General features: G+C 64.6%; 14 protein-coding genes. 3 read left to right on the top strand and 11 right to left on the bottom strand.

Going from position 1 to position 19848, the window contains the following annotated elements; translation table 11 throughout:
* Positions 1-51: 51 nt before the first annotated feature.
* Positions 52-1293 (bottom strand): cystathionine gamma-synthase family protein, encoded by a 1242-nt coding sequence (locus BLW02_RS01635; protein ID WP_092696697.1) that lies wholly within the window; start codon positions 1291-1293, stop codon positions 52-54.
* Positions 1294-1441: 148 nt separating this feature from the next.
* On the bottom strand, positions 1442-2887 hold the full coding sequence (sbcB, locus tag BLW02_RS01630; protein WP_092696696.1) for an exodeoxyribonuclease I: 1446 nt from the start codon (positions 2885-2887) through the stop codon (positions 1442-1444).
* A 214-nt stretch (positions 2888-3101) separates the two neighbouring features.
* Here sbcB and BLW02_RS01625 point away from each other — a divergent pair, with 214 nt between their 5' ends.
* On the top strand, positions 3102-4421 hold the full coding sequence (locus BLW02_RS01625; RefSeq protein ID WP_092696695.1) for a lytic murein transglycosylase: 1320 nt from the start codon (positions 3102-3104) through the stop codon (positions 4419-4421).
* Between the two features lie 130 nt (positions 4422-4551).
* On the opposite strand, the gene clpA is transcribed toward BLW02_RS01625, so the two are convergent.
* The 3 genes from clpA to dnaE all read right to left on the bottom strand — a co-directional run bounded on the left by clpA (position 4552) and on the right by dnaE (position 10971).
* A complete protein-coding gene (gene clpA, locus BLW02_RS01620; RefSeq protein ID WP_092696694.1) occupies positions 4552-6900 on the bottom strand; it encodes an ATP-dependent Clp protease ATP-binding subunit ClpA in 2349 nt (782 codons plus the stop codon).
* Between the two features lie 57 nt (positions 6901-6957).
* The gene (gene clpS, locus BLW02_RS01615) at positions 6958-7326 is read right to left on the bottom strand and encodes an ATP-dependent Clp protease adapter ClpS (protein ID WP_092696693.1); all 369 of its coding nucleotides are present in this window, start codon (positions 7324-7326) and stop codon (positions 6958-6960) included.
* Positions 7327-7422: 96 nt separating this feature from the next.
* Positions 7423-10971, bottom strand: a complete 3549-nt coding sequence (gene dnaE, locus BLW02_RS01610; protein ID WP_092696746.1) for a DNA polymerase III subunit alpha — start codon at positions 10969-10971, stop codon at positions 7423-7425.
* 198 nt (positions 10972-11169) lie between these two features.
* On the opposite strand from dnaE, the gene BLW02_RS01605 reads away from it, so the two are divergent.
* On the top strand, positions 11170-11967 hold the full coding sequence (locus BLW02_RS01605) for an outer membrane protein assembly factor BamD (protein WP_092696692.1): 798 nt from the start codon (positions 11170-11172) through the stop codon (positions 11965-11967).
* Here the strand turns inward: BLW02_RS01605 and yoaA are convergent.
* Both yoaA and BLW02_RS01595 read right to left on the bottom strand, forming a co-directional pair.
* On the bottom strand, positions 11930-13987 hold the full coding sequence (gene yoaA, locus BLW02_RS01600; protein ID WP_092696691.1) for a DNA repair helicase YoaA: 2058 nt from the start codon (positions 13985-13987) through the stop codon (positions 11930-11932). The two genes, BLW02_RS01605 and yoaA, sit on opposite strands and share 38 nt — an antisense overlap.
* Positions 13987-14190, bottom strand: a complete 204-nt coding sequence (locus BLW02_RS01595) for a YdcH family protein (protein WP_026436080.1) — start codon at positions 14188-14190, stop codon at positions 13987-13989. Before BLW02_RS01595 ends, yoaA begins: the two co-directional genes overlap by 1 nt.
* Before the next feature lie 120 nt (positions 14191-14310).
* Between BLW02_RS01595 and BLW02_RS01590 the strand changes: the two genes are divergently transcribed.
* Positions 14311-15117 carry a PP2C family protein-serine/threonine phosphatase gene (locus tag BLW02_RS01590; RefSeq protein ID WP_092696690.1) on the top strand — a complete coding sequence of 269 codons (807 nt, stop codon included), beginning with the start codon at positions 14311-14313 and terminating at the stop codon, positions 15115-15117.
* Positions 15118-15174: 57 nt separating this feature from the next.
* Here the strand turns inward: BLW02_RS01590 and BLW02_RS01585 are convergent, their stop codons facing one another.
* From BLW02_RS01585 to odhB, 4 genes are all read right to left on the bottom strand, one after another.
* The gene (locus BLW02_RS01585) at positions 15175-15807 is read right to left on the bottom strand and encodes a hypothetical protein (protein WP_139285314.1); all 633 of its coding nucleotides are present in this window, start codon (positions 15805-15807) and stop codon (positions 15175-15177) included.
* A gap of 53 nt (positions 15808-15860) precedes the next feature.
* Entirely contained in the window at positions 15861-16958 is a 1098-nt protein-coding gene (gene zapE / locus BLW02_RS01580; RefSeq protein WP_092696745.1) for a cell division protein ZapE, read from the bottom strand.
* A 91-nt stretch (positions 16959-17049) separates the two neighbouring features.
* Positions 17050-18480 carry a dihydrolipoyl dehydrogenase gene (gene lpdA / locus BLW02_RS01575; RefSeq protein ID WP_092696688.1) on the bottom strand — a complete coding sequence of 477 codons (1431 nt, stop codon included), beginning with the start codon at positions 18478-18480 and terminating at the stop codon, positions 17050-17052.
* 90 nt (positions 18481-18570) lie between these two features.
* Complete coding sequence (odhB, locus tag BLW02_RS01570; RefSeq protein WP_092696687.1) at positions 18571-19833, bottom strand: 2-oxoglutarate dehydrogenase complex dihydrolipoyllysine-residue succinyltransferase; 1263 nt, start codon at positions 19831-19833, stop codon at positions 18571-18573.
* Between the last annotated feature and the right edge of the window lie 15 nt (positions 19834-19848).

Below are 19848 nucleotides of genomic sequence, written 5' to 3'. Positions count from 1 at the left end.
ATTACAGACAAAGCGCTGGAATCTATAACTTTAAGAACACATCACCCGCTTTCAGGCCAGCGCCTGCGCAAAGTCGGCCAGCAGGTCCTGCAACTCCTCCAGGCCGACCGACAGGCGGATCATGCTGTCGCCAATGCCCATGGCGGCCCGGACCTCGGGGCCCGCTTCCCAGAAGATGGTGTGGGCCACCGGGATGATGAGCGTGCGCGTGTCCGCCAGGCCCGTGGCCTTGACGGGCAGCTGCAGCCGGTTGCACAGGGGCAGGCACCGGGTGGGGTCGCGCAGTTCAAACGACAGCAGCCACGAGCCTGCCTTCAGGTGCTTTTGGGCCTGGGCATGCTGCGGGTGCGACGCCAGCATCGGGTAATGCACCCGCGCCACGGCCGGGTGCTGCTCCAGCCACTGGGCCAGCGCCAATGCGGTGGCACTGGTGCGGTCCATGCGCAGCGCCAGCGTTTCGGCGCCCAGCGCCATCTGGTGCGCGGCATGGGATGACAAGCTGCCGCCCATGTCGCGCAGACCCTTCTTGCGCAGCTGCTGCAGGCCCCAGCCTTTGGCATCGCCCTTGCGGTAGGCCGGAAAGATGTTGGGGTAGCAGCTCCAGTCGAAAACGCCGGTGTCGATCACGGCGCCGCCCAGCGCGTCGCCCTGCCCGCCGATGCTCTTGGTGAGCGAATGCACCACCAGGCCCGCCCCCACCGTGCCCGGACGGAACAGGTACGGCGAGGCCACGGTGTTGTCCACCACGTACAGCAGGCCGCGCTCCTGGCACAGCGCGCCAATGCCCTCCAGGTCGGGCATCTGGGTGCCGGGGTTGGCGATGGTCTCGACAAACACCATGCGCGTCTGCGGCCGCACGGCGGCAGCTACCTGGGCGGCGTCCGTGGCATCCACCGTGGTCACCTCGATGCCCAGATCGACCAGGGTGCCGAACACGCTGTTGGTGTTGCCAAACACGAACTTGCTAGCCACCAGATGGTCACCCGCCTTGAGCAGCGTGAGAAAAATGGCGCAAATGCCCGCCATGCCGGAAGCAAAGACGATGCTGCCCTGGCCCTGCTCCATCTGCGTCAGCTTGGCCTCGAGCGCGGCCGTGGTGGGGGTTCCCTGGCGGGCGTAGTTGAATCCGCCTTTGGCGGTGCCCTGGAACACGGCAATCAGATCTTCGACCTGGTCGAAACCGTATTGCACCGAGGTGTGGATGGGCTGGTGAATGGCGCCATGCACGGCGCCGCCCAGGCGGTCGGCATGCACGATCTGGGTGGTGAAGCTGCGGTTTTGCGGTGTCGTCATAAAAATCTGCGCTGTTTCTGCGGGGCTACTTACAAGGCGGGACGATCAATACTGGCGCGCCCTGACGCCAGCGCACCCGTGGAACTGGCTCTGCCAGGCCACCGGGTGCGTCCCCCTCTGGGGGAAGGCGCGCCAGCGCCTCAGGGGGCTAGCGTTCAGGCGCGATGTGCTCGGCGTAATCGTACAAGGCGCCCAGGATCTCCTGGGTGCGGTCGTCGTCGGCGGTCTCCGAGATCTGGTCGATTTCGGTGAACAGCTGCTCCACGGTGCGCGCCCCGCCCGCCCCGTCAAACAGGCAGGCGGCGCGATGCGCCTCCCAGCGCTCGGCCTCTTCGTGCGACAGGGTACCGGGAAAGTTGCGGGCCCGGTAGCGCCATACCAGCTCGGCCAGGCGCGGGTCGTCAAAGCCGGTGCGCGCGGCAGCCAGTTTCGCGCCACTCAGCACGCGCAGATCGTTCAGGTGGCGGCGGTCGCTGTTGCCGACGAATCCGCCATACAGGTCCTGGTCCACATCGGGGGCGGGCTCGGCCGGGCGGGCAAACACGGCCGGCCAGATGCCGCTCATGTCCGGCAAGGCCCGCGCCCTATCGGCGTGCTGCGCTGCCTGGGCCAGGTCCAGGCCCCAGCGCTGCGCCAGCGCGGGCGTGAGCGTGTTCACATTGCCGACCACCATGGGCGACTTGTTCAGGTGGATGGTCTTGATGGGCAGGCGCGTGGTGCCTTCCGGCAGGTCGGCCGCCCGGGAGAACATGCGCAGCCGGATCTCGTCGGCGCCCAGCGTGGCCAGCTCGCGCGGGTCATGGGCCAGGTCCCAGGCAATCAGCTCGTTCTTGTTGGTGGGATGGCTGGCCAGCGGCCACATCACCGCCAGGCAACCGCGCTCGGCCGGAAACATGCCCGAGACATGCAAAAAAGGCCGCGCCGTGAGCGCCGTGGCGGGCAGGCGCAACTCGGCAGCCACGCGGTCCTTTTTGTGCAGCGACAGGGCAAAGTCAAACAGCCTGGGGTTGTGCTGGCGAATGAGCCGCGCCAGCGCGATGGTGGCGCGCACATCGGACAGCGCATCGTGCGCGGCCTCGTGCAGCAAGCCGTTGGCCTTGGAAAGATGCTCCAGCTTGAAACTGGGCGTGCCGTCTTCCTTGCGAGGCCACTCCATGCCGTCGGGGCGCAACGCATACGTCATGCGCACCACATCGAGCAGATCCCAGCGGCCGCACTGGTTCTGCCACTCGCGCGCATAGGGGTCGATGAGATTGCGCCAGAACATGAAGCGCGTGATCTCGTCGTCGAAGCGGATGGTGTTGTAGCCCACGCCGATGGTGCCTGGCTGCGCGAATTCGGCCTCGATGCGGTTGGCGAATTCATGCTCGGGCACGCCCTTTTCCAGGCACAGCTGGGGCGTGATGCCGGTGATGAGGCAGGCCTCTGGATCGGGCAGGTAGTCGTTGGCCGGCTGGCAATAGAGCATCAGCGGCGCGCCGATCTCGTTGAGCTCCGCGTCGGTGCGGATGGCCGCAAACTGCGCCGGCCGGTCGCGCCGGGTGTTGGCACCAAAGGTTTCGTAGTCGTGCCAGAGAAAGGTGTGAGAGGCCATGGTCGGTGGACAAACAAAGGCTGGAAAAGAGTGCGCAGGGGCATCACAAGCGCCAAATTCCAACTGTAACCGGGATTTGTGAAATTTTGGCCTACAGCGCTTGCACATCAAGCACTGGCAGCTATCAAAATAGTAGTAAAAACGCAAACCAGCCCATTCGCGGCGTGCCACGCGTGCGGCAAGACACGGGCGCTGCAGCACGGGACAATGGTGCATGCACCGCATACAAGCACTTTCCTCTTTCCCGCCGCCTTGCCCGGCCCTCGCGTCCACGTTGCTGCCTGCCGCACTGGTAGCGGCCCTGGCCCTCGCAGGTTGCTCCTCCGTGCCGACGCCCCCCAGCCAGCCCCTCACGGCAAGCACCACGTTGCCAGCGGCCGCCAGTGCGGACACCCCAGCCGATGCAGAGCACGCCGCAGGCTTTGCCGCCTGGCGCGCCGCGTTTTCTGCGCAGGCCCTTGCGGCCGGCATCCGGCCCGGCACCGTGCGCGACGTGCTTGGCAACGCGCAATGGCAACCCCGCGTGGTGGAGCTGGACCGTGCCCAGCCCGAATTCACCCGCACGCCCTGGGCCTACCTCGACAGTGCCGTCTCGGCGCAGCGCATCGCGCAGGGCAAGGCCCAGCTGGCCGAGCACCACGCAGCACTGGAGGCGGCCGCCGCCCGCTACGGCGTGCCCGCCACGGTGCTCACCGCCATCTGGGGCATGGAGAGCAACTACGGCAGCAACTTCGGCAGCATCCGCACCGTGGATGCGCTGGCCACGCTGGCCTACGACGGCCGGCGCCGCACCTGGGCACAGGGCGAACTGCTGGCGGCACTGCGCATCCTGGACCAGGGTGACATCACCGCCGAGCGCATGGTGGGCTCCTGGGCTGGCGCCATGGGCCACACCCAGTTCCTGCCCTCGGTGTTCCTGGCCTACGCCGTGGATGCCGATGGCGACGGGCACCGCGACATCTGGGGCAGCATCCCCGATGTGGCGGCCTCCACGGCCCATTTTCTGTCCCGCTCCGGCTGGCAGGCCCACGAGCCCTGGGGTGCCGAAGTGCGGCTCCCACCCGCGTTCGACCATGCCCGGGCGGACCTGTCGGTGCAACAAACCACCGCGCAATGGGAAAACGAGGGCATACAAGCGCTCGATGGTCAGAGGCTGCCGGCCCTGGGTGCGGCCTCCATCGTGGCTCCGGCCGGTGCCCGCGGCCCGGCGCTTCTGGTGGGTGCGAATTTCCGGACCATCCTGCGGTACAACAACTCGATCCACTACGCGCTCGCGGTGGCGCTGCTGTCGCAACAGATCGGCGGCGGCGCAGCGGTCGCGGGCGCCTGGCCGCGCGATCTGGAGCCCCTGTCGCGCGCGCAGATGCAGGCACTGCAGGAGGCACTGAACCTCAGGGGGTTTGCTGCCGGGACCCCGGACGGCGTGATGGGCCCCGCCACCCGCGCAGGGCTGCGGGCCTTCCAGCGCAGCATCGGCACGGCGCAGGATGGCTACCCCACCCTGGAGCTGCTGCAACGCCTGCAAACCCCTTGAGTGGCGGTAGTGCCACAGCGCACTCCGGGGCCCCCGCCTGGCGCCATGAAAAAAGCCCACGGAATACACCGTGGGCTTTCTTTTGGCGGGCTGCAGCGACCGCGGCGGCGGCAGCAGCCACTGCACTGCGTCAATCCGCCGTGGCTTCTTCGGGTTCGGCGGGTTCTGACTTGGCCGAGCGCTCTTTCTTGGGCAGCGGCTGGATGTCCAGCAGCACCTCGGACGTTTCCACACCCTTGTCATCGGTCTTGAGCTCGATGTCCACCGTGAGGCGCCCGCCTTCGGTCAGGCGGCCAAACAGCAGTTCGTCGGCCAGCGCCCGGCGGATGGTGTCCTGGATCAGGCGCTGCATGGGGCGCGCGCCCATCAGCGGATCGAAGCCCTTCTTGGCCAGGTGCTTGCGCAACTGGTCGGTGAAGGTGACCTCCACCTTCTTCTCGGCCAGTTGGGTCTCCAGCTGCAGCAGGAACTTGTCCACCACGCGCAGGATGATCTGCTCGTCGAGTGCCTTGAAGTTGACGATGGCATCCAGCCGGTTGCGGAACTCGGGCGTGAACAGGCGCTTGATGTCGCCCATCTCGTCGCCCGCCTGGCGCGGGTTGGTGAAGCCGATGGTCGCCTTGTTCATGGTCTCGGCGCCCGCGTTGGTGGTCATGATGATGAGCACGTTGCGGAAGTCGGCCTTGCGGCCGTTGTTGTCCGTCAGCGTGCCGTGGTCCATCACCTGCAGCAGCACATTGAAGATGTCCGGGTGCGCCTTCTCGATCTCGTCGAGCAGCAGCACCGCGTGCGGCTTCTTGGTGATGGCCTCGGTCAGCAAGCCACCCTGGTCAAAGCCCACGTAGCCCGGAGGTGCACCGATCAGGCGGCTCACGGCGTGGCGTTCCATGTACTCCGACATGTCGAAGCGGATCAGTTCGATGCCCATGATGTAGGCGAGCTGCTTGGCCGCCTCGGTCTTGCCGACGCCGGTGGGACCGCTGAACAGGAACGAGCCGATCGGCTTGTCGCCCTTGCCCAGGCCCGAGCGCGCCATCTTCACGGAGCTGGCGAGCACTTCGAGCGCCTTGTCCTGGCCGAACACCACGCTCTTGAGGTCGCGCTCCAGCGTCTGCAGCTTGCCGCGGTCGTCGTTGGACACGTTGGCGGGCGGAATGCGCGCAATCTTGGCCACGATCTCTTCGATCTCGGCCTTGCCGATGGTCTTCTTGCGCTTGCTGGGCACCAGGATGCGCTGGGCGGCACCCGCTTCGTCGATCACGTCGATCGCCTTGTCGGGCAGGTGGCGGTCGTTGATGTACTTGGCGCTCAGCTCGGCCGCAGCCTGCAGGGCGGCCGCCGCGTATTTCACGCTATGGTGCTCTTCGAAGCGCGACTTGAGACCCTTGAGGATGTCGATGGTCTCGGCCACGGTGGGCTCGACCACATCCACCTTCTGGAAGCGGCGCGACAGCGCCGCGTCTTTTTCGAAGATGCCACGGTACTCGGTGAAGGTGGTGGCACCGATGCACTTGAGCTGGCCGCTGGAGAGCGCCGGCTTGAGCAGGTTGGATGCATCGAGCGTGCCACCAGATGCCGCACCGGCACCGATCAGCGTGTGGATCTCGTCAATGAACAGAATCGCGTTGGGTTTGTCCTTGAGCGACTTGAGCACGCCCTTGAGGCGCTGCTCGAAATCACCGCGGTACTTGGTACCCGCCAGCAGCGCGCCCATGTCCAGCGAGTACACCGTGGCCTCTGCCAGGATCTCGGGCACGTCGTTCTGCGTGATGCGCCAAGCCAGGCCCTCGGCAATCGCGGTCTTGCCCACGCCCGCCTCGCCCACCAGCAGCGGGTTGTTCTTGCGGCGGCGGCACAGGATCTGGATCGTGCGCTCCACCTCGTAGTGCCGGCCGATCAGCGGGTCGATCTTGCCGTCCTTGGCGAGCTGGTTCAGGTTCTGGGTGAACTGCTCCAGCGGCGAGGCTTTCTCGTTGCGCTCGGAGCCGCCACCCTCTTCACCCTCGGCCTGGCTCTCGGCCTTGGCGGGCTCTGGCGGCTCGCCCTTCTTGATGCCGTGGGCGATGAAATTGACCACATCGAGGCGCGTCACGCCCTGCTGGTGCAGGTAATACACAGCATGCGAATCCTTTTCGCCGAAGATGGCCACGAGCACGTTGGCACCCGTCACCTCTTTCTTGCCGTTCCCCGTGGATTGCACGTGCATGATGGCGCGCTGGATCACCCGCTGGAAGCCCAGCGTGGGTTGGGTGTCCACCTCGTCAGACCCTGCGACCTGCGGCGTGTTGTCCTTGATGAAATTCGACAGCGATGAGCGCAGATCATCGATATTGGCCGAACATGCGCGCAGCACCTCCGCTGCGCTGGGGTTATCGAGCAGTGCAAGCAACAGATGCTCCACGGTGATGAACTCGTGGCGCTGCTGGCGGGCCTCAACAAAGGCCATGTGCAAGCTGACTTCCAGTTCCTGGGCAATCATGTGAACTCCTTTGTGCTTGCGTGGAAGGGATAACTTTAGATCGGGACGAGAAACCCGTTATTCAACAGGCTCACTCACACATTGCAGGGGGTGGCCGGCCTTCAGCGCCGCCTCCAGCACCTGGTCCACCTTGGTGGCGGCCACATCGCGGGAATACACGCCGCACACGCCTTTGCCGTCGAGGTGGATCTTCAGCATGATCTGGGTGGCCTGTTCGCGGTCTTTGCTGAAAAACTCCTGCAGCACCACGATCACGAATTCCATGGGCGTGTAGTCGTCATTGAGCATGACCACCTGGTACATATGGGGCGGCTGGGTCTTTTGCGCGCGTCTTTCGAGCACGACCGAACCGCCATCATCCTGTGCTGGCCGGGTGGAGGGCAGCGCGGTGGGGGGAGAAGGTGGTTTTGTTGCCATGAAATTCATTCTAGCGATGCATTCGTTGCACTGCAGCCGGTGTCATCTGAGGACGATTGCGGTTTTTACAACCGCCGGCGCAATGCACGCCGCCCCATCCAGGGGTCACTCATAGATCACCGTGGCCGAGCCGGTTCCCACCCCTGCGCTCCAGGCCGCCAGCGCGGCATCGCCAGGGTAAAAGCGGCTGGCGTCACCCAATTGGAGTTCGGCCACCGCGGCCCCCTGCTCTGCCACGCAGCGCACACCCATGCGCACGCGCAGCCCGTGCAGCAGATCGCCCTGCTCCGACTCCTCCCGGCGTGGAGGGAACTCCCGCACCAGACCTGGCACGTCAGGGGATTTGTCCCCCACCACGACATGCAGGTATTTGCCAAACCGGGCGCGCGCTCCGGCCATGTCCCACACCTGCTGCACCTTCACCCGCAGCCCGCCGCTGAAGTGGTCGAGCTGCAGGCGCCCCATCATCACCACGAATTCATCTTCCTTGAGCTGGTTGCGGTAGGTGTTAAGCAGCGCTTCATCGGCGGACGCCTCGATCACGCCCGATTTGTCGTCCAGCCGGAACAGGCCCAGCTTGCCCCGCTGGCCGTTGATCACCCGAAAGTCGCTGACGATGCCGGCCAAGATCTGGGGCTCGCGGCTGTCCAGCAATTCATCGATCTGCGTGCGCACGAAACGGCGCACCTCGTGCGCCACCTCGTCAAACAGGTGGCCTGACAGGTAGAAGCCGACGGCCGTTTTCTCCTGGGTGAGCCGCTCCTTGATGCCCCAGGGCACCGCATCGACCAGATCGGGCTCCTGCGTGCTCGATCCATGGGCGTCTTCGCCCATCATGTCAAAGAGCCCGCCCTGGTTCACGTTGGCCAGTGTGGCCGCGGCAAAGTCAAAAGCCCGGTCGATCGAAGCCACCAGTGCGGCACGGTTGAGATGGAGCGCATCAAACGCCCCTGCCTTGATGAGCGCCTCGACCGTGCGCTTGTTCAGGCGTGCCCGGTCTACCCGCACACAAAAATCGAACAGGCTCTTGAAGGGGCCAGTGGTGGAGCCCTGCGGCCCCTCGCCCCGTCCCTCACGGGCGGCGACGATGGCCTCGATGGCCTGCTGCCCCGTACCCTTGACGGCACCCAGGCCATAACGGATCACCTTGTCGGTCACAGGCTCGAACCGGTACACGCCCCGGTTCACGTCTGGGGGCTCGAAGGTCATCCCGAAGTTCTTGACCGCATCCTCGAACAGCACCTTGAGCTTGTCGGTGTCGTCCATTTCCACGGTCATGTTGGCGCAGAAGAACTCGGCCGTGTAGTGCACCTTGAGCCAGCCCGTGTGATAGGCCAGCAGCGAGTAGGCTGCGGCGTGCGACTTGTTGAAGCCGTAGCCCGCGAACTTCTCCATCAGGTCGAACACCTCGTCGGCCTTTTCCTGGCCGATGCCCTTTTCAGCCGCACCCTTGCGGAAGATGGCGCGGTGCTCGGCCATCTCCTCCGCTTTTTTCTTGCCCATGGCACGGCGCAGCATGTCGGCGCCGCCCAGGCTGTAGCCGCCCAGCACCTGGGCGGTCTGCATCACCTGCTCCTGGTACACCATGATCCCGTAGGTCTCTGCCAGCACGGGCTCCACCAGCGGGTGCGGGTACTCCACCACCTCCTTGCCGTGCTTGCGGTTCACGAAGCTCGGTATCAGGTCCATGGGACCAGGGCGGTACAGAGCATTCAGGGCAATCAAATCCTCCAGACGGCTGGGTCGCGCCTCTTTGAGCATGCCCTGCATGCCGCGACTTTCAAACTGGAAAACGGCCTCGGTCTTGCCATCCGAGAACAACCGGTAGGTCGGGCTATCGTCCAGCGGAATGGTTTCGAAAGCGAAGTTCTCCTGGCCCTTGTGGCGCTTGATGATGAACTCGCGCGCGATCTCCAGGATGGTGAGCGTGGCCAGGCCCAGAAAGTCGAACTTCACGAGGCCGATGGCCTCCACATCGTCCTTGTCGTACTGGCTCACGGCCGATTCGCTGCCAGGCTGCTGGTACAGCGGGCAAAAATCGGTGAGCTTGCCCGGCGCGATCAGCACGCCCCCGGCATGCATGCCGATATTGCGCGTCATGCCTTCGAGCTTCTGCGCCATCTCGATGATGGTCTTGACGTCGTCCTCCTTGCGCACCCGCTCGTAGAGCAGGGGTTCCAGCTCCAGCGCGTAGTTGTTCTTGTCCCCCTCCTTCTTGGTCTCGGGCGGGTACTGCAGGGTGTAGGACTGCCCCGGCTTGTTGGGCACCAGCTTGGAAATGCCGTCACAAAAGGTGTAGCTCATGTCCATCACCCGGCCCACGTCGCGGATGGCGGCCTTGGCGGCCATGGTGCCGAAAGTGGCAATCTGGCTGACGGCATCCTTGCCGTATTTGTCCTTCACATAGTCGATCACGCGGTCGCGGTTCGCCTGGCAAAAGTCAATGTCGAAGTCGGGCATGGACACCCGCTCCGGGTTCAGGAAACGCTCGAACAGCAGGTTGTATTCCAGCGGGTCCAGATCGGTGATCTTGAGTGCGTAGGCCACCAGCGAACCCGCGCCGGAACCCCGGCCCGGCCCGACGGGACAGCCGTGCGTCTTGGCCCATTGGATGAAGTCCCCCACAATCAAAAAGTAGCCGGGAAACCCCATCTTGAGGATGGTGTTGAGCTCGAACTCCAGCCGCTCCACATAGCGTGGGCGCTGCGCATTGCGCTTGGCTTCTTCGGGAAACAGAAGCGTCAGGCGCTCCTCCAGCCCCTCAAAGGACACATGGCGAAAGTAGTCCTCCACCGACAGCACCTGCCCATTCACGGGAGGAATGGGAAAATTGGGCAGTTGGGGCTTGCCCAGCACCAGGGTGATGTTGCAACGACGGGCAATCTCCACAGAATTGGCCAGCGCGGCGGGCAGGTCCTCAAACAGCGCCTGCATCTGCGCCGACGACTTGAAATACTGCTCGCGCGTGAACTTGCGCACCCGACGCTGGTTACCCAGGATCTCGCCCTCGGCAATGCACACCCGCGCCTCGTGGGCCTCGTAATCGTCCGCCGTGGCAAACTGCACGGGATGCGTGGCCACCACAGGCAGATGCAGCCGTGCCGCCAGCTGCACAGCCGCCACCACATGGGCCTCGTCGTCGGAGCGGCCTGCCCGTTGCAACTCCACGTAGAAACGGTGGGGAAAGATGCCCGCCAGCCGCAACGCCAGACGCGCCGCCCCGGCGTCATCGCCTTTCATGAGGGCCTGCCCCACCGCTCCTGCCTGGGCGCCCGAGATCGCGATCAGCCCTTCACCCAGCTCCTCCAGCCACTCCCAGGTGCAGACGGCATGGGTTTTGGACACATTGCGGGTCCAGGCACGTGCCAGCAATTCGGACAGATTCAGATAGCCCTGGCGCCCCTGCACCAGCACCAGCATGCGCGACGGTGCTGCACCCGCCTCGCCTTCCAGAAAGATTTCAGCGCCCAGAATCGGCTTGACGCCTTTGCCGCGCATCTCCTTGTAGAACTTGATGGCGCCAAAAAGGTTGTTGAGGTCGGTGATGGCCAATGCAGGCTGGCCATCCTTGGCCGCTGCCTTGGCCAGGTCATCGATGCGATTGGTGCCGTCAACGACGGAAAATTCGGTGTGCAGGCGCAGGTGTACAAACATGGGCTCCATTGTAGGAAGCCCACCTGGCCCGGCTCGGGCAATAGCCGTTTCAGGCAAACGGGACCAGGCAGGCACCGTCGGTACAATGCCGGTGTCGGTTGAGATTGCGCCGCAGGCCAAGCCGTACCATGCCGGTGCGACAGCCGGTGCAGCGCCTCACGGGACACACGTTCACTTTTTGTCTGAAAGCTGCCTGCGATGCTGCGTGCCCCCCTGCCTTTTATCACTGCCCTGCTGACCGCCGGCTTGCTCGCGGGCTGTTCAAGCACGCCGGAAGACAAGACAGCGGGCTGGAGCCCCAACCGCATTTACTCGGAAGCCAAGGACGAGTTGAGCGGCGGCGCTTTCGACAAGGCCGTGCCCTTGCTTGAAAAACTGGAGGGCCGTGCGGCAGGTACGCCCCTGGCCCAGCAGGCGCAGCTGGACAAAGCCTATGCGCAGTACAAGGGCGGGGAAAAGGCACAGGCCATCGCCACGCTGGACCGCTTCATGAAGCTGCACCCCGCAAGTCCTGCGCTCGATTACGCGCTGTACCTCAAAGGCCTGGTCAACTTCAACGACAACCTGGGTCTTTTTTCATGGATCTCCCAGCAGGATCTCTCCGAACGCGACCAGAAAGCCGCAAAGGATTCCTTCGAGTCGTTCAGCGAACTGGCGACACGGTTCCCTGATTCGCGCTACGCAAAAGACGCTCGCCAGCGCATGACCTACATCGTCAATTCGCTGGCCCAGTATGAAGTCCACGTTGCCCGCTACTACTTCCAGCGCGGCGCCTATGTGGCAGCCATCGGCCGCGCCCAGGCTGCACTGGCCGACTACCAGGGTGTCCCTGCACTGGAAGAAGCCCTGTACATCCTGATCCAGTCCTACGATGCCCTGGGAATGACCCAGCTGCGTGATGATGCCCGCCGGGTCATGCAAGCCTCCTACCCCCAGGGCGCCTACGCCACGGGTACCGTCAAGGCCAAGTCCAATCCGTGGTGGAAGTTCTGGTAAGCGCATCCAGCGCGGCCTCCAATCCCTCGGTGTTTTCCAGAACGCGCATGGGCGGCAGCGCGCGCATCAGCCGCTTGCCATAGCCCATGGTGGCCAAGCGCGTGTCGCACACGACCAGCACACCGCGGTCCGACTCCCTCCGGATCAACCGCCCTGCGCCTTGCTTGAGTGCAACAGCCGCCTCGGGCACTGCAACCATCTGAAACGAGCGACCGCCAGCGGCTTTGATGCGCTGGCTGCGTGCCTCTATCAGCGGGTCGCCAGGGGGTGGAAAAGGCAGCTTGTCGATGACCACCAGCTGCAAGGCATCGCCAGGCACATCAAAGCCTTCCCAGAAGGATGCCGAAGCCACCAACACGCAACCGCGTCCGCCGCCAGAGGTTCCCTCGCGAAAGCGCTGCATGAGTTGGCGCTTGGGCCGGTCGCCCTGCACCAGCACCTCCGGCCCTTCCAGGTTGCTGAAACGGGCCTGCAACGCATCACCGATGGCGCGCAGGGCCTTGAGCGTCGTGGTCAGAACCAGCGTGCGCCCGCCAAGGCGGCTGGCAGCCGCTCCAGCCAGCCCGGCCACTGCCAGGCTATGGCCGGGATCAGACGGTTCTGGCAAATGCCGGGGCACATACAGCGCCGCCTGGGATGCATAGTCGAACGGGCTGTCAACACGCAGTATTTCAGCGTTCTGCAGGCCACAGCGCTCGGTGAACCATGTCAGCCCGGCATCGTCCCCCAGGGTGGCGGACGTAAAAATCCAGGCCCGGCCCGCATGCTGCGCGGGGGCCGGCCATCCGTCGCCGTCATCTTTTTCGGCGTCGGATTCAGCGGGAGCAGCAAGCACGCGGGTTTGCATGGTCTGTGCAATATCCAGCGGCGACTCCACCAGCCGCAGCTGGCCGCCCACGTCCAGCCAGCGCACGGCGTCCGGACTGCAGGGCGCGGCAAACCGGCCCAGGCGCGCCAACAGTTCCGAGCCACGCTCATACAGCCGGACAAGATCAGGGGACACCTCGCTCAACGGGTCCAGCGCTTCCATCGCTTGCGCACACGCCGATGCCATGCCCCGAAGGGCCTCATGCCAGCCGGCAGGCGTGACGGTTTCGGGTACTTCGCCAGTCCAGCGCAGCTTGGCGCCGGTCACCCTCGGCCCCACGGCAATTCGCAGATCGCCACACGCCTGCTCCAGGTGCCCCGCCAGCGTGCTCCAGTCCGCAAGGCCGCGGGCGTGCTGCAAACCTGTCGCCAGCAGGTCACGGGAATAATCCAGCCATTGCCCTGTGGACAGGTGCGTGCCGAGAAACTGCACACCGATTTCATTGATCTGGTGCGCCTCATCCAACACCACGACCCGCACAGTCGGCAGCAACTCGGCCATGCCCGACTCCCGCACGGCCACGTCGGCAAAGAACAGATGGTGGTTGATCACCACCACATCGGCGGCCAGCGCTTCACGCCGGGCGATGTGCACATGGCACTGGCGAAAGCGGGGGCACGCCACGCCCAGACAGTTTTCACGGGTGGAAGTGATCAGCGCGATGACGGGCGATCGCTCGTCAAGACCAGGCAATTCCGCCAGATCACCCGAGTGCGTGCTGTGCGACCAGACCTCCACCTTCGCCAGCACCCGCTGCACGTTGCGATCGTGCAGCGCGGTGTCCTGCCGTGCCTGTTCCATGCGGTGCAGGCACAGGTAACTGCCCCGCCCCTTGAGCAGTGCCGTGCGTACCGGCAAGCCCAACGCAGAGACCAGCTGAGGCAGGTCCCGGGCAAAAAGCTGGTCCTGCAAGGCCTTGGTGGCCGTGGAAAGCAATACCCGCTCGCCACTGAGCAGCGCCGGAACCAGGTAGGCAAAGGTCTTGCCAACGCCGGTGCCGGCTTCGACCACCAGGGCGCCACCGAGCTCGATGGTCCTGGCCACCGCATCCGCCATCCGTATCTGCCCCTCGCGCGCGAGGTAGTGGCCCTCCGTTCGCGACAGCACCCCATCGGGTTGGAATGCCGCATGCACTGCGTCCGCAAGACCCATCACGCAGGTTCTTGGGGCTGGAGCGCACGCTCCAGGCGGTCGATTGCATCGCGCAATGCGAGGCGGCGCTTCTTCAGGCGCCTGAGCGAAAACTCGTCAGGCACCGCCTCCAGCGCGCCGTGGTCGATGCGGGCGTCCAGATCGGCATGGGCGATGCGCAGATCTATCAACTGGCGGGGCAAGGAGTGGTGGTTTGATTTCAAGGCGGTGGCGGCGCCATGCGCCCATGGGCATGGCAAAAATGCCACACGCGAGCGGATAATACGCGCTCCGACACGCCTCTCCGATGGGTATTTGCGCCGCCGCCCCCCACAATCACCAGCATGACCAAAGCGTTCCGCCTCATCGCATCGACCGGCATCCACAAGGGTGACCGCGAATACCAGCAAGACCAGGTGGCCCTGATCTCGCACGACCGCTACAACGGATGCGTGCTCGGTGTGGTTGCCGATGGCATGGGCGGGCGCAGTGGCGGGCGCAAGGCCTCCGACCAGGTGATGATGACGGCACGCCAGCTGTTCGAACGCTACTCGCCGGAAACCGACGACCCTGCCGCCATGCTCAAGAACATGGTGGAAGAGGCCCACATCGTCATCCGCCTCACGGCCATTTCATCCGAGCAGGAACCGCACAGCACGATTGCGGCTTTCCTGATCAACCCCCGCGGTGACTGCCACTGGGTCCATGCAGGCGATTCGCGCATCTACCACTTTGAAGGGGCCAGGCTGACCTTTCGCACGAGTGACCACTCGTATGTTCAGGCCCTGGTCGATCGCGGCGAGCTGACCGAGGCCGAGGCCAACATCCATCCGCACTCCAACATTCTGGTGGGCTGCCTGGGCACCGAGAGCGACCCGCCCATCACCACCCACACCATCCAGCAAGTGCGCCCGGGCGATGTCCTGCTCGCCTGCAGCGATGGCGTATGGCACTACTTTTCCCCCACCGAACTGGCCTCGGTGGTGGATTCGCTGTCGCCGCGCGAGGCCACCGAATTCCTGATCGACAAGGCGCGCTCCCGCGCACGCGGCGGCGGCGACAACCTGTCGCTGGTCATTGTGAAGATCGAGACCCTGGTCGAAGAAAGGAAGATCGGGCGACTGGTCCCACTGTCCGCCGGAAACGCCTGAAGCGCACAGCGCCCGATCGCACGCGCCTGGCGCGTGCAAGCCATCAGCGTCCCACGCTCAGGGCTGCGCGGACGGAAGCCCTGAAGAAGCAGGCAAGGGTGCAGCCGGCTTGCGCCCCGCGGCGGCCGCTTCGGCCTGCATTTTCTGCAGTCGTTCGCGCCGCTCCTGCGCCGATTTCACATTTTCAGCGTGGCGCACGCTCGCGGCGGCTGCGCGTTCGGCGCTTTGCGTGGCGCGCTGCTCCTTGCTGGCAGCATGGGACTCCTGGCGGCTGCGCTGCTGCTGCGCCCTTTGTTGCGCCTCGCGTTGGTGCTGCGTGCGCAAATCTTCCACACCGGTGGCAGGACGCCCCGCCCCACGGGCCGCGCCCTGGGGTTGCGAGCGGTCTGGCGCCACGCGCTGCTTTTCTTCAATCGAACGCAGCCGCTCTGCGGCCTTTTCCTTGCGCTCCGCGTCGTTGAGCTGCAACTCGCGCGCGCGCAGTTCAAGCTCGGCATTGCGCGCCTCGGTCCGCGCGTCCCGCAGGCAGTCTTCCACCACAAACCGGCGATAGCACGCGGCCTCCTGACGCTTGCGGGTCGCCACGATGACCTGGCGCTCCTGGAGGATTCGGTCGCGCTCGGCCTGCCGCTGCGCCTGCTCGGCACTGTGGCGGCCTTGCGGCGGCGCAGATGCCAACGGTTGCGCCAAGGCAGGCCCAGCCATCGCACAAACAACACCCCAGATTGCCCAAGCGTTTTTCATTACGTCAGTCCCGTGTCAACAGTGCGGCGCTCCAGCGCCAGAAATTCCTTGGACTGCATCTCGTGGAGCCGAGACACCGTGCGCGGAAACTCGTGTGCCAGCGGCCCATCGGTGTAGAGCTGCTCTGGTGGCACGGCGGCCGACAAAATGAGCTTGACCCGCCGGTCATACAGCACGTCCACCAGCCAGGTAAAGCGCCGCGCAGGCGACGCCATGTTGACCGGCATATAAGGCACATCCGACAGCAACACCGTGTGGAATTGGGTGGCGATCTCCAGGTAATCGTTCTGCGAACGGGGGCCACCACACAGCGTCCTGAAGTCAAACCACACCACGCCCCCCGCCTTGCGCCGCGCCAGGATCTCGCGCGCCTCAATGTGCAGCACCGGGTCTTCGTCATGCACTTCGGCCAGCTGATCGAAGGCAGCGTTCATCTCGGCATCTGCCTGCGGGCCCAGGGGCGTGTGATAGAGCTTCACCTGCTCCAGCGTGCGGCGCCGGTAGTCGGTGCCGTTGTCCACGTTCACCACCTCCAGCTTTTCGTTCAGCAGTGCAATGGCCGGCAGGATGCGGTCGCGGTGCAAGCCATCGGGATAGAGCTCATCGGGCCTGAAGTTGGAGGTGGTGACGAAGCCTACCCCGTTGTCAAACAGCGCCACCAGCAAGCGGTGCAAAATCATCGCATCGGTGATGTCGGCAACGTGAAACTCATCGAAGCAGATCAGCTTGTAGCGCTTGGCGATACGCCGGCCCAGCACATCCAGCGGGTTCTGCGTGCCCTGCAGGGCCGCCAGCTCGCGGTGCACCTCGCGCATGAACTCGTGAAAATGCAGGCGCACCTTGCGCTTGAGCGGCACGGCATTGAAAAAGCAATCCATGAGGAAGCTCTTGCCACGCCCCACCCCGCCATACATGTAAACGCCACGCGGCACCTCGGGGTGGTTGACGATCTTCTTGAGGGCGTTGGAGCGGCGCGACTTGTACGCAGCCCAGTCGCGGGCGCAACGCTGCAAGGCATCCACCGCACGCAATTGCGCCGGGTCGCTCTGAAAGCCTTTCGCGGCAAGTTCTGCGAGATAGGTCTGTTTGACAGTCACGTTGAAATTGCCCAGCAACTATGCAGCTATAAAATAAATAGCTGCTAGCGCTTTATAAATAAACGCTAGCAGCCGATTTGACGCAAAACAATCAGAAGTTCAGCGTGCGCTTGTCCACTGCCAGGGCGGCTTCCTTGGTGGCTTCGCTCAAGGACGGGTGCGCGTGGCAGATGCGAGCAATATCTTCTGCGCTGGCCTTGAACTCCATGGCCACCACAGCTTCGGAGATCAGTTCGCTGACCTGTGGACCGACCATGTGCACACCCAGGATTTCGTCCGTGGTGGCATCGGCCAGGAACTTGACCATGCCCGTCGTGTCGCCCAGCGCGCGTGCGCGGCCATTGGCCAGGAACGGGAAGGTGCCGGCCTTGTACTTCACGCCATCGGCCTTGAGCTGCTGCTCGGTGCGGCCCACCCAGGCGATCTCGGGGCTGGTGTAGATCACCCAGGGAATGGTGTTGAAGTTGACATGGCCGTGCTGGCCTGCCATGCGCTCGGCCACGGCCACGCCTTCTTCTTCGGCCTTGTGCGCCAGCATGGGACCCCGCACCACGTCGCCCACGGCCCACACGCCCGGCAGGTTGGTCTTGCAGTCGCCGTCCACAGCGATGGCGCCGCGCTCGTCGAGTTGCAGGCCCACGGCTTCGGCATTCAGGCCAATGGTGTTGGGAACGCGGCCAATCGAGATGATGAGCTTGTCCGCATCGAGGGTCTGGGCTTCACCTTTGCTGTTGGTGTAGGCGATGCTGACGCCCTTCTTGCTGTTCTTGATCTCGCCGACTTTCACGCCGAGCTCGATCTTCAGCCCCTGCTTGTCAAAAGCCTTCTTGGCTTCCTTGGCGATCTGTTCGTCCACGGCCCCCAGGAAGGTGGGCAGGCCTTCCAGCACGGTCACTTCCGCACCCAGGCGGCGCCAGACCGAACCCATCTCCAGGCCGATCACGCCCGAACCGATCAGGGCCAGCTTCTTGGGCACCGCGCCAATGCGCAGCGCACCGTCGTTGGACAGGATGTTCACTTCATCAAATTCCGCGCCGGGCAACGCACGCGCGTTGGAGCCGGTGGCAACGATGATCTGCTTGCCGACCAGGGTCTCTTCGGTAGCGCCGGCCACCTTGATCTCGTAGCCGCCGCCCTCGGCCGCCTTCACGAACGAGCCACGGCCATGGAAGAAGCTGACCTTGTTCTTCTTGAACAGGTACAGGATGCCGTCGTTGTTCTGCTTGACCACGCTGTCCTTGCGGGCCACCATCTTTGCCACGTCCATCTTCACGCCGGTGGCGGTGATACCGTGGTCGGCAAAGTGCTTGTTGGCGTGCTCGAAATGCTCGGACGACTGCAGCAGCGCCTTCGAGGGGATGCAGCCCACGTTGGTGCAGGTGCCGCCGGGGGCCGGGCCACCCGCAGCGTTCTTCCATTCGTCGATGCAGGCCACGTTCATGCCCAGCTGCGCTGCACGGATGGCAGCGATGTAGCCACCAGGGCCGCCGCCGATCACGACGACGTCAAATTGTTTGCTCATGAAAAATCTCACTCAGTCAGTTGGTGAAAAACCCACCGGCGGGCCGGACCGCAAAACGGTCCGCGCGGGTGGGTCGATGCATTGCAGGACTTAGATGTCGAACAGCAGGCGCGAAGGATCTTCCAGCGCATCCTTCATGGCCACCAGGCCCAGCACGGCTTCGCGGCCGTCAATGATGCGGTGGTCATACGACATCGCCAGGTAGTTCATCGGGCGCACCACGACCTGGCCGTTTTCGACCATGGCGCGGTCCTTGGTGGCATGCACGCCCAGGATGGCCGACTGCGGCGGGTTGATGATGGGGGTGGACATCATCGAGCCGAAGGTGCCGCCATTCGAGATGGAGAACGTGCCGCCGGTCATTTCCTCGATGCCCAGCTTGCCTTCGCCCGCCTTCTTGCCGAATTCGGCGATCTTCTTCTCGATGTCGGCAAAGCTCATCTGGTCGGCGTTGCGCAGGATGGGCACCACCAGGCCACGGGGCGAGCCCACGGCGATACCGATGTCGAAATAGCCGTGGTACACGATGTCATTGCCATCCACCGACGCGTTCAGCACCGGGTATTTCTTGAGCGCATGCACGGCGGCCTTCACGAAGAACGACATGAAGCCCAGCTTGGTGCCGTGTTCCTTGGTGAACTGGTCCTGGAACTTCTTGCGCAGCTCCATCACGGGCGCCATGTTGACTTCGTTGAACGTGGTCAGGATGGCGTTGGTGGACTGCGACTGCAGCAGACGCTCGGCCACGCGGGCGCGCAGGCGGCTCATGGGCACGCGCTGCTCGGGGCGGTCGCCCAGGTTCAGCGCGGACGAAGGTGCCGCGACCTGCGCCAGCGCCTTGGTGGGCACGCCCGTGGGGATCACGGCGGCCGTCGACTTCACGCCACCGGCCACGGCGGCCAGCACGTCGCCCTTGGTCACGCGGCCGTCCTTGCCCGTGCCCGCCACAGCCGACACCGACAGGTTGTTGTCGGCCAGCAGCTTGGCGGCGGCAGGCATGGCCACGTCGGCCTTCGAGCCACCGGTCGCCGCAGCGGCCACGGCCACTGCGGCGGCAGGTGCCGCTGCTGCGGCGGGCGCTGCAGCAGCAGGAGCGGCTGCGCCGGCCTTGCCTTCGGTGTCGATCCTGGCGATCAGCTGTTCGGCCACCACGGTGGCGCCGTCGCCCTGGACGATTTCCGCCAGCACGCCGGCGGCCGGTGCGGGCACTTCCAGCACGACCTTGTCGGTTTCGATCTCGATCAGGATTTCGTCCACGGCCACGGCCTCGCCGGCCTTTTTCTTCCAGGTCAGCATGGTGGCCTCGGCCACGGATTCGGACAGTTGCGGTACTTTGACTTCTACGATAGCCATATCAGTTCTTTCGGA

The sequence above is a fragment of the Acidovorax soli genome, assembly GCF_900107605.1.
Classification (GTDB): Bacteria; Pseudomonadota; Gammaproteobacteria; order Burkholderiales; family Burkholderiaceae_C; genus Acidovorax; species Acidovorax soli.
This window is presented reverse-complemented; position numbering and strand designations above follow the sequence as displayed.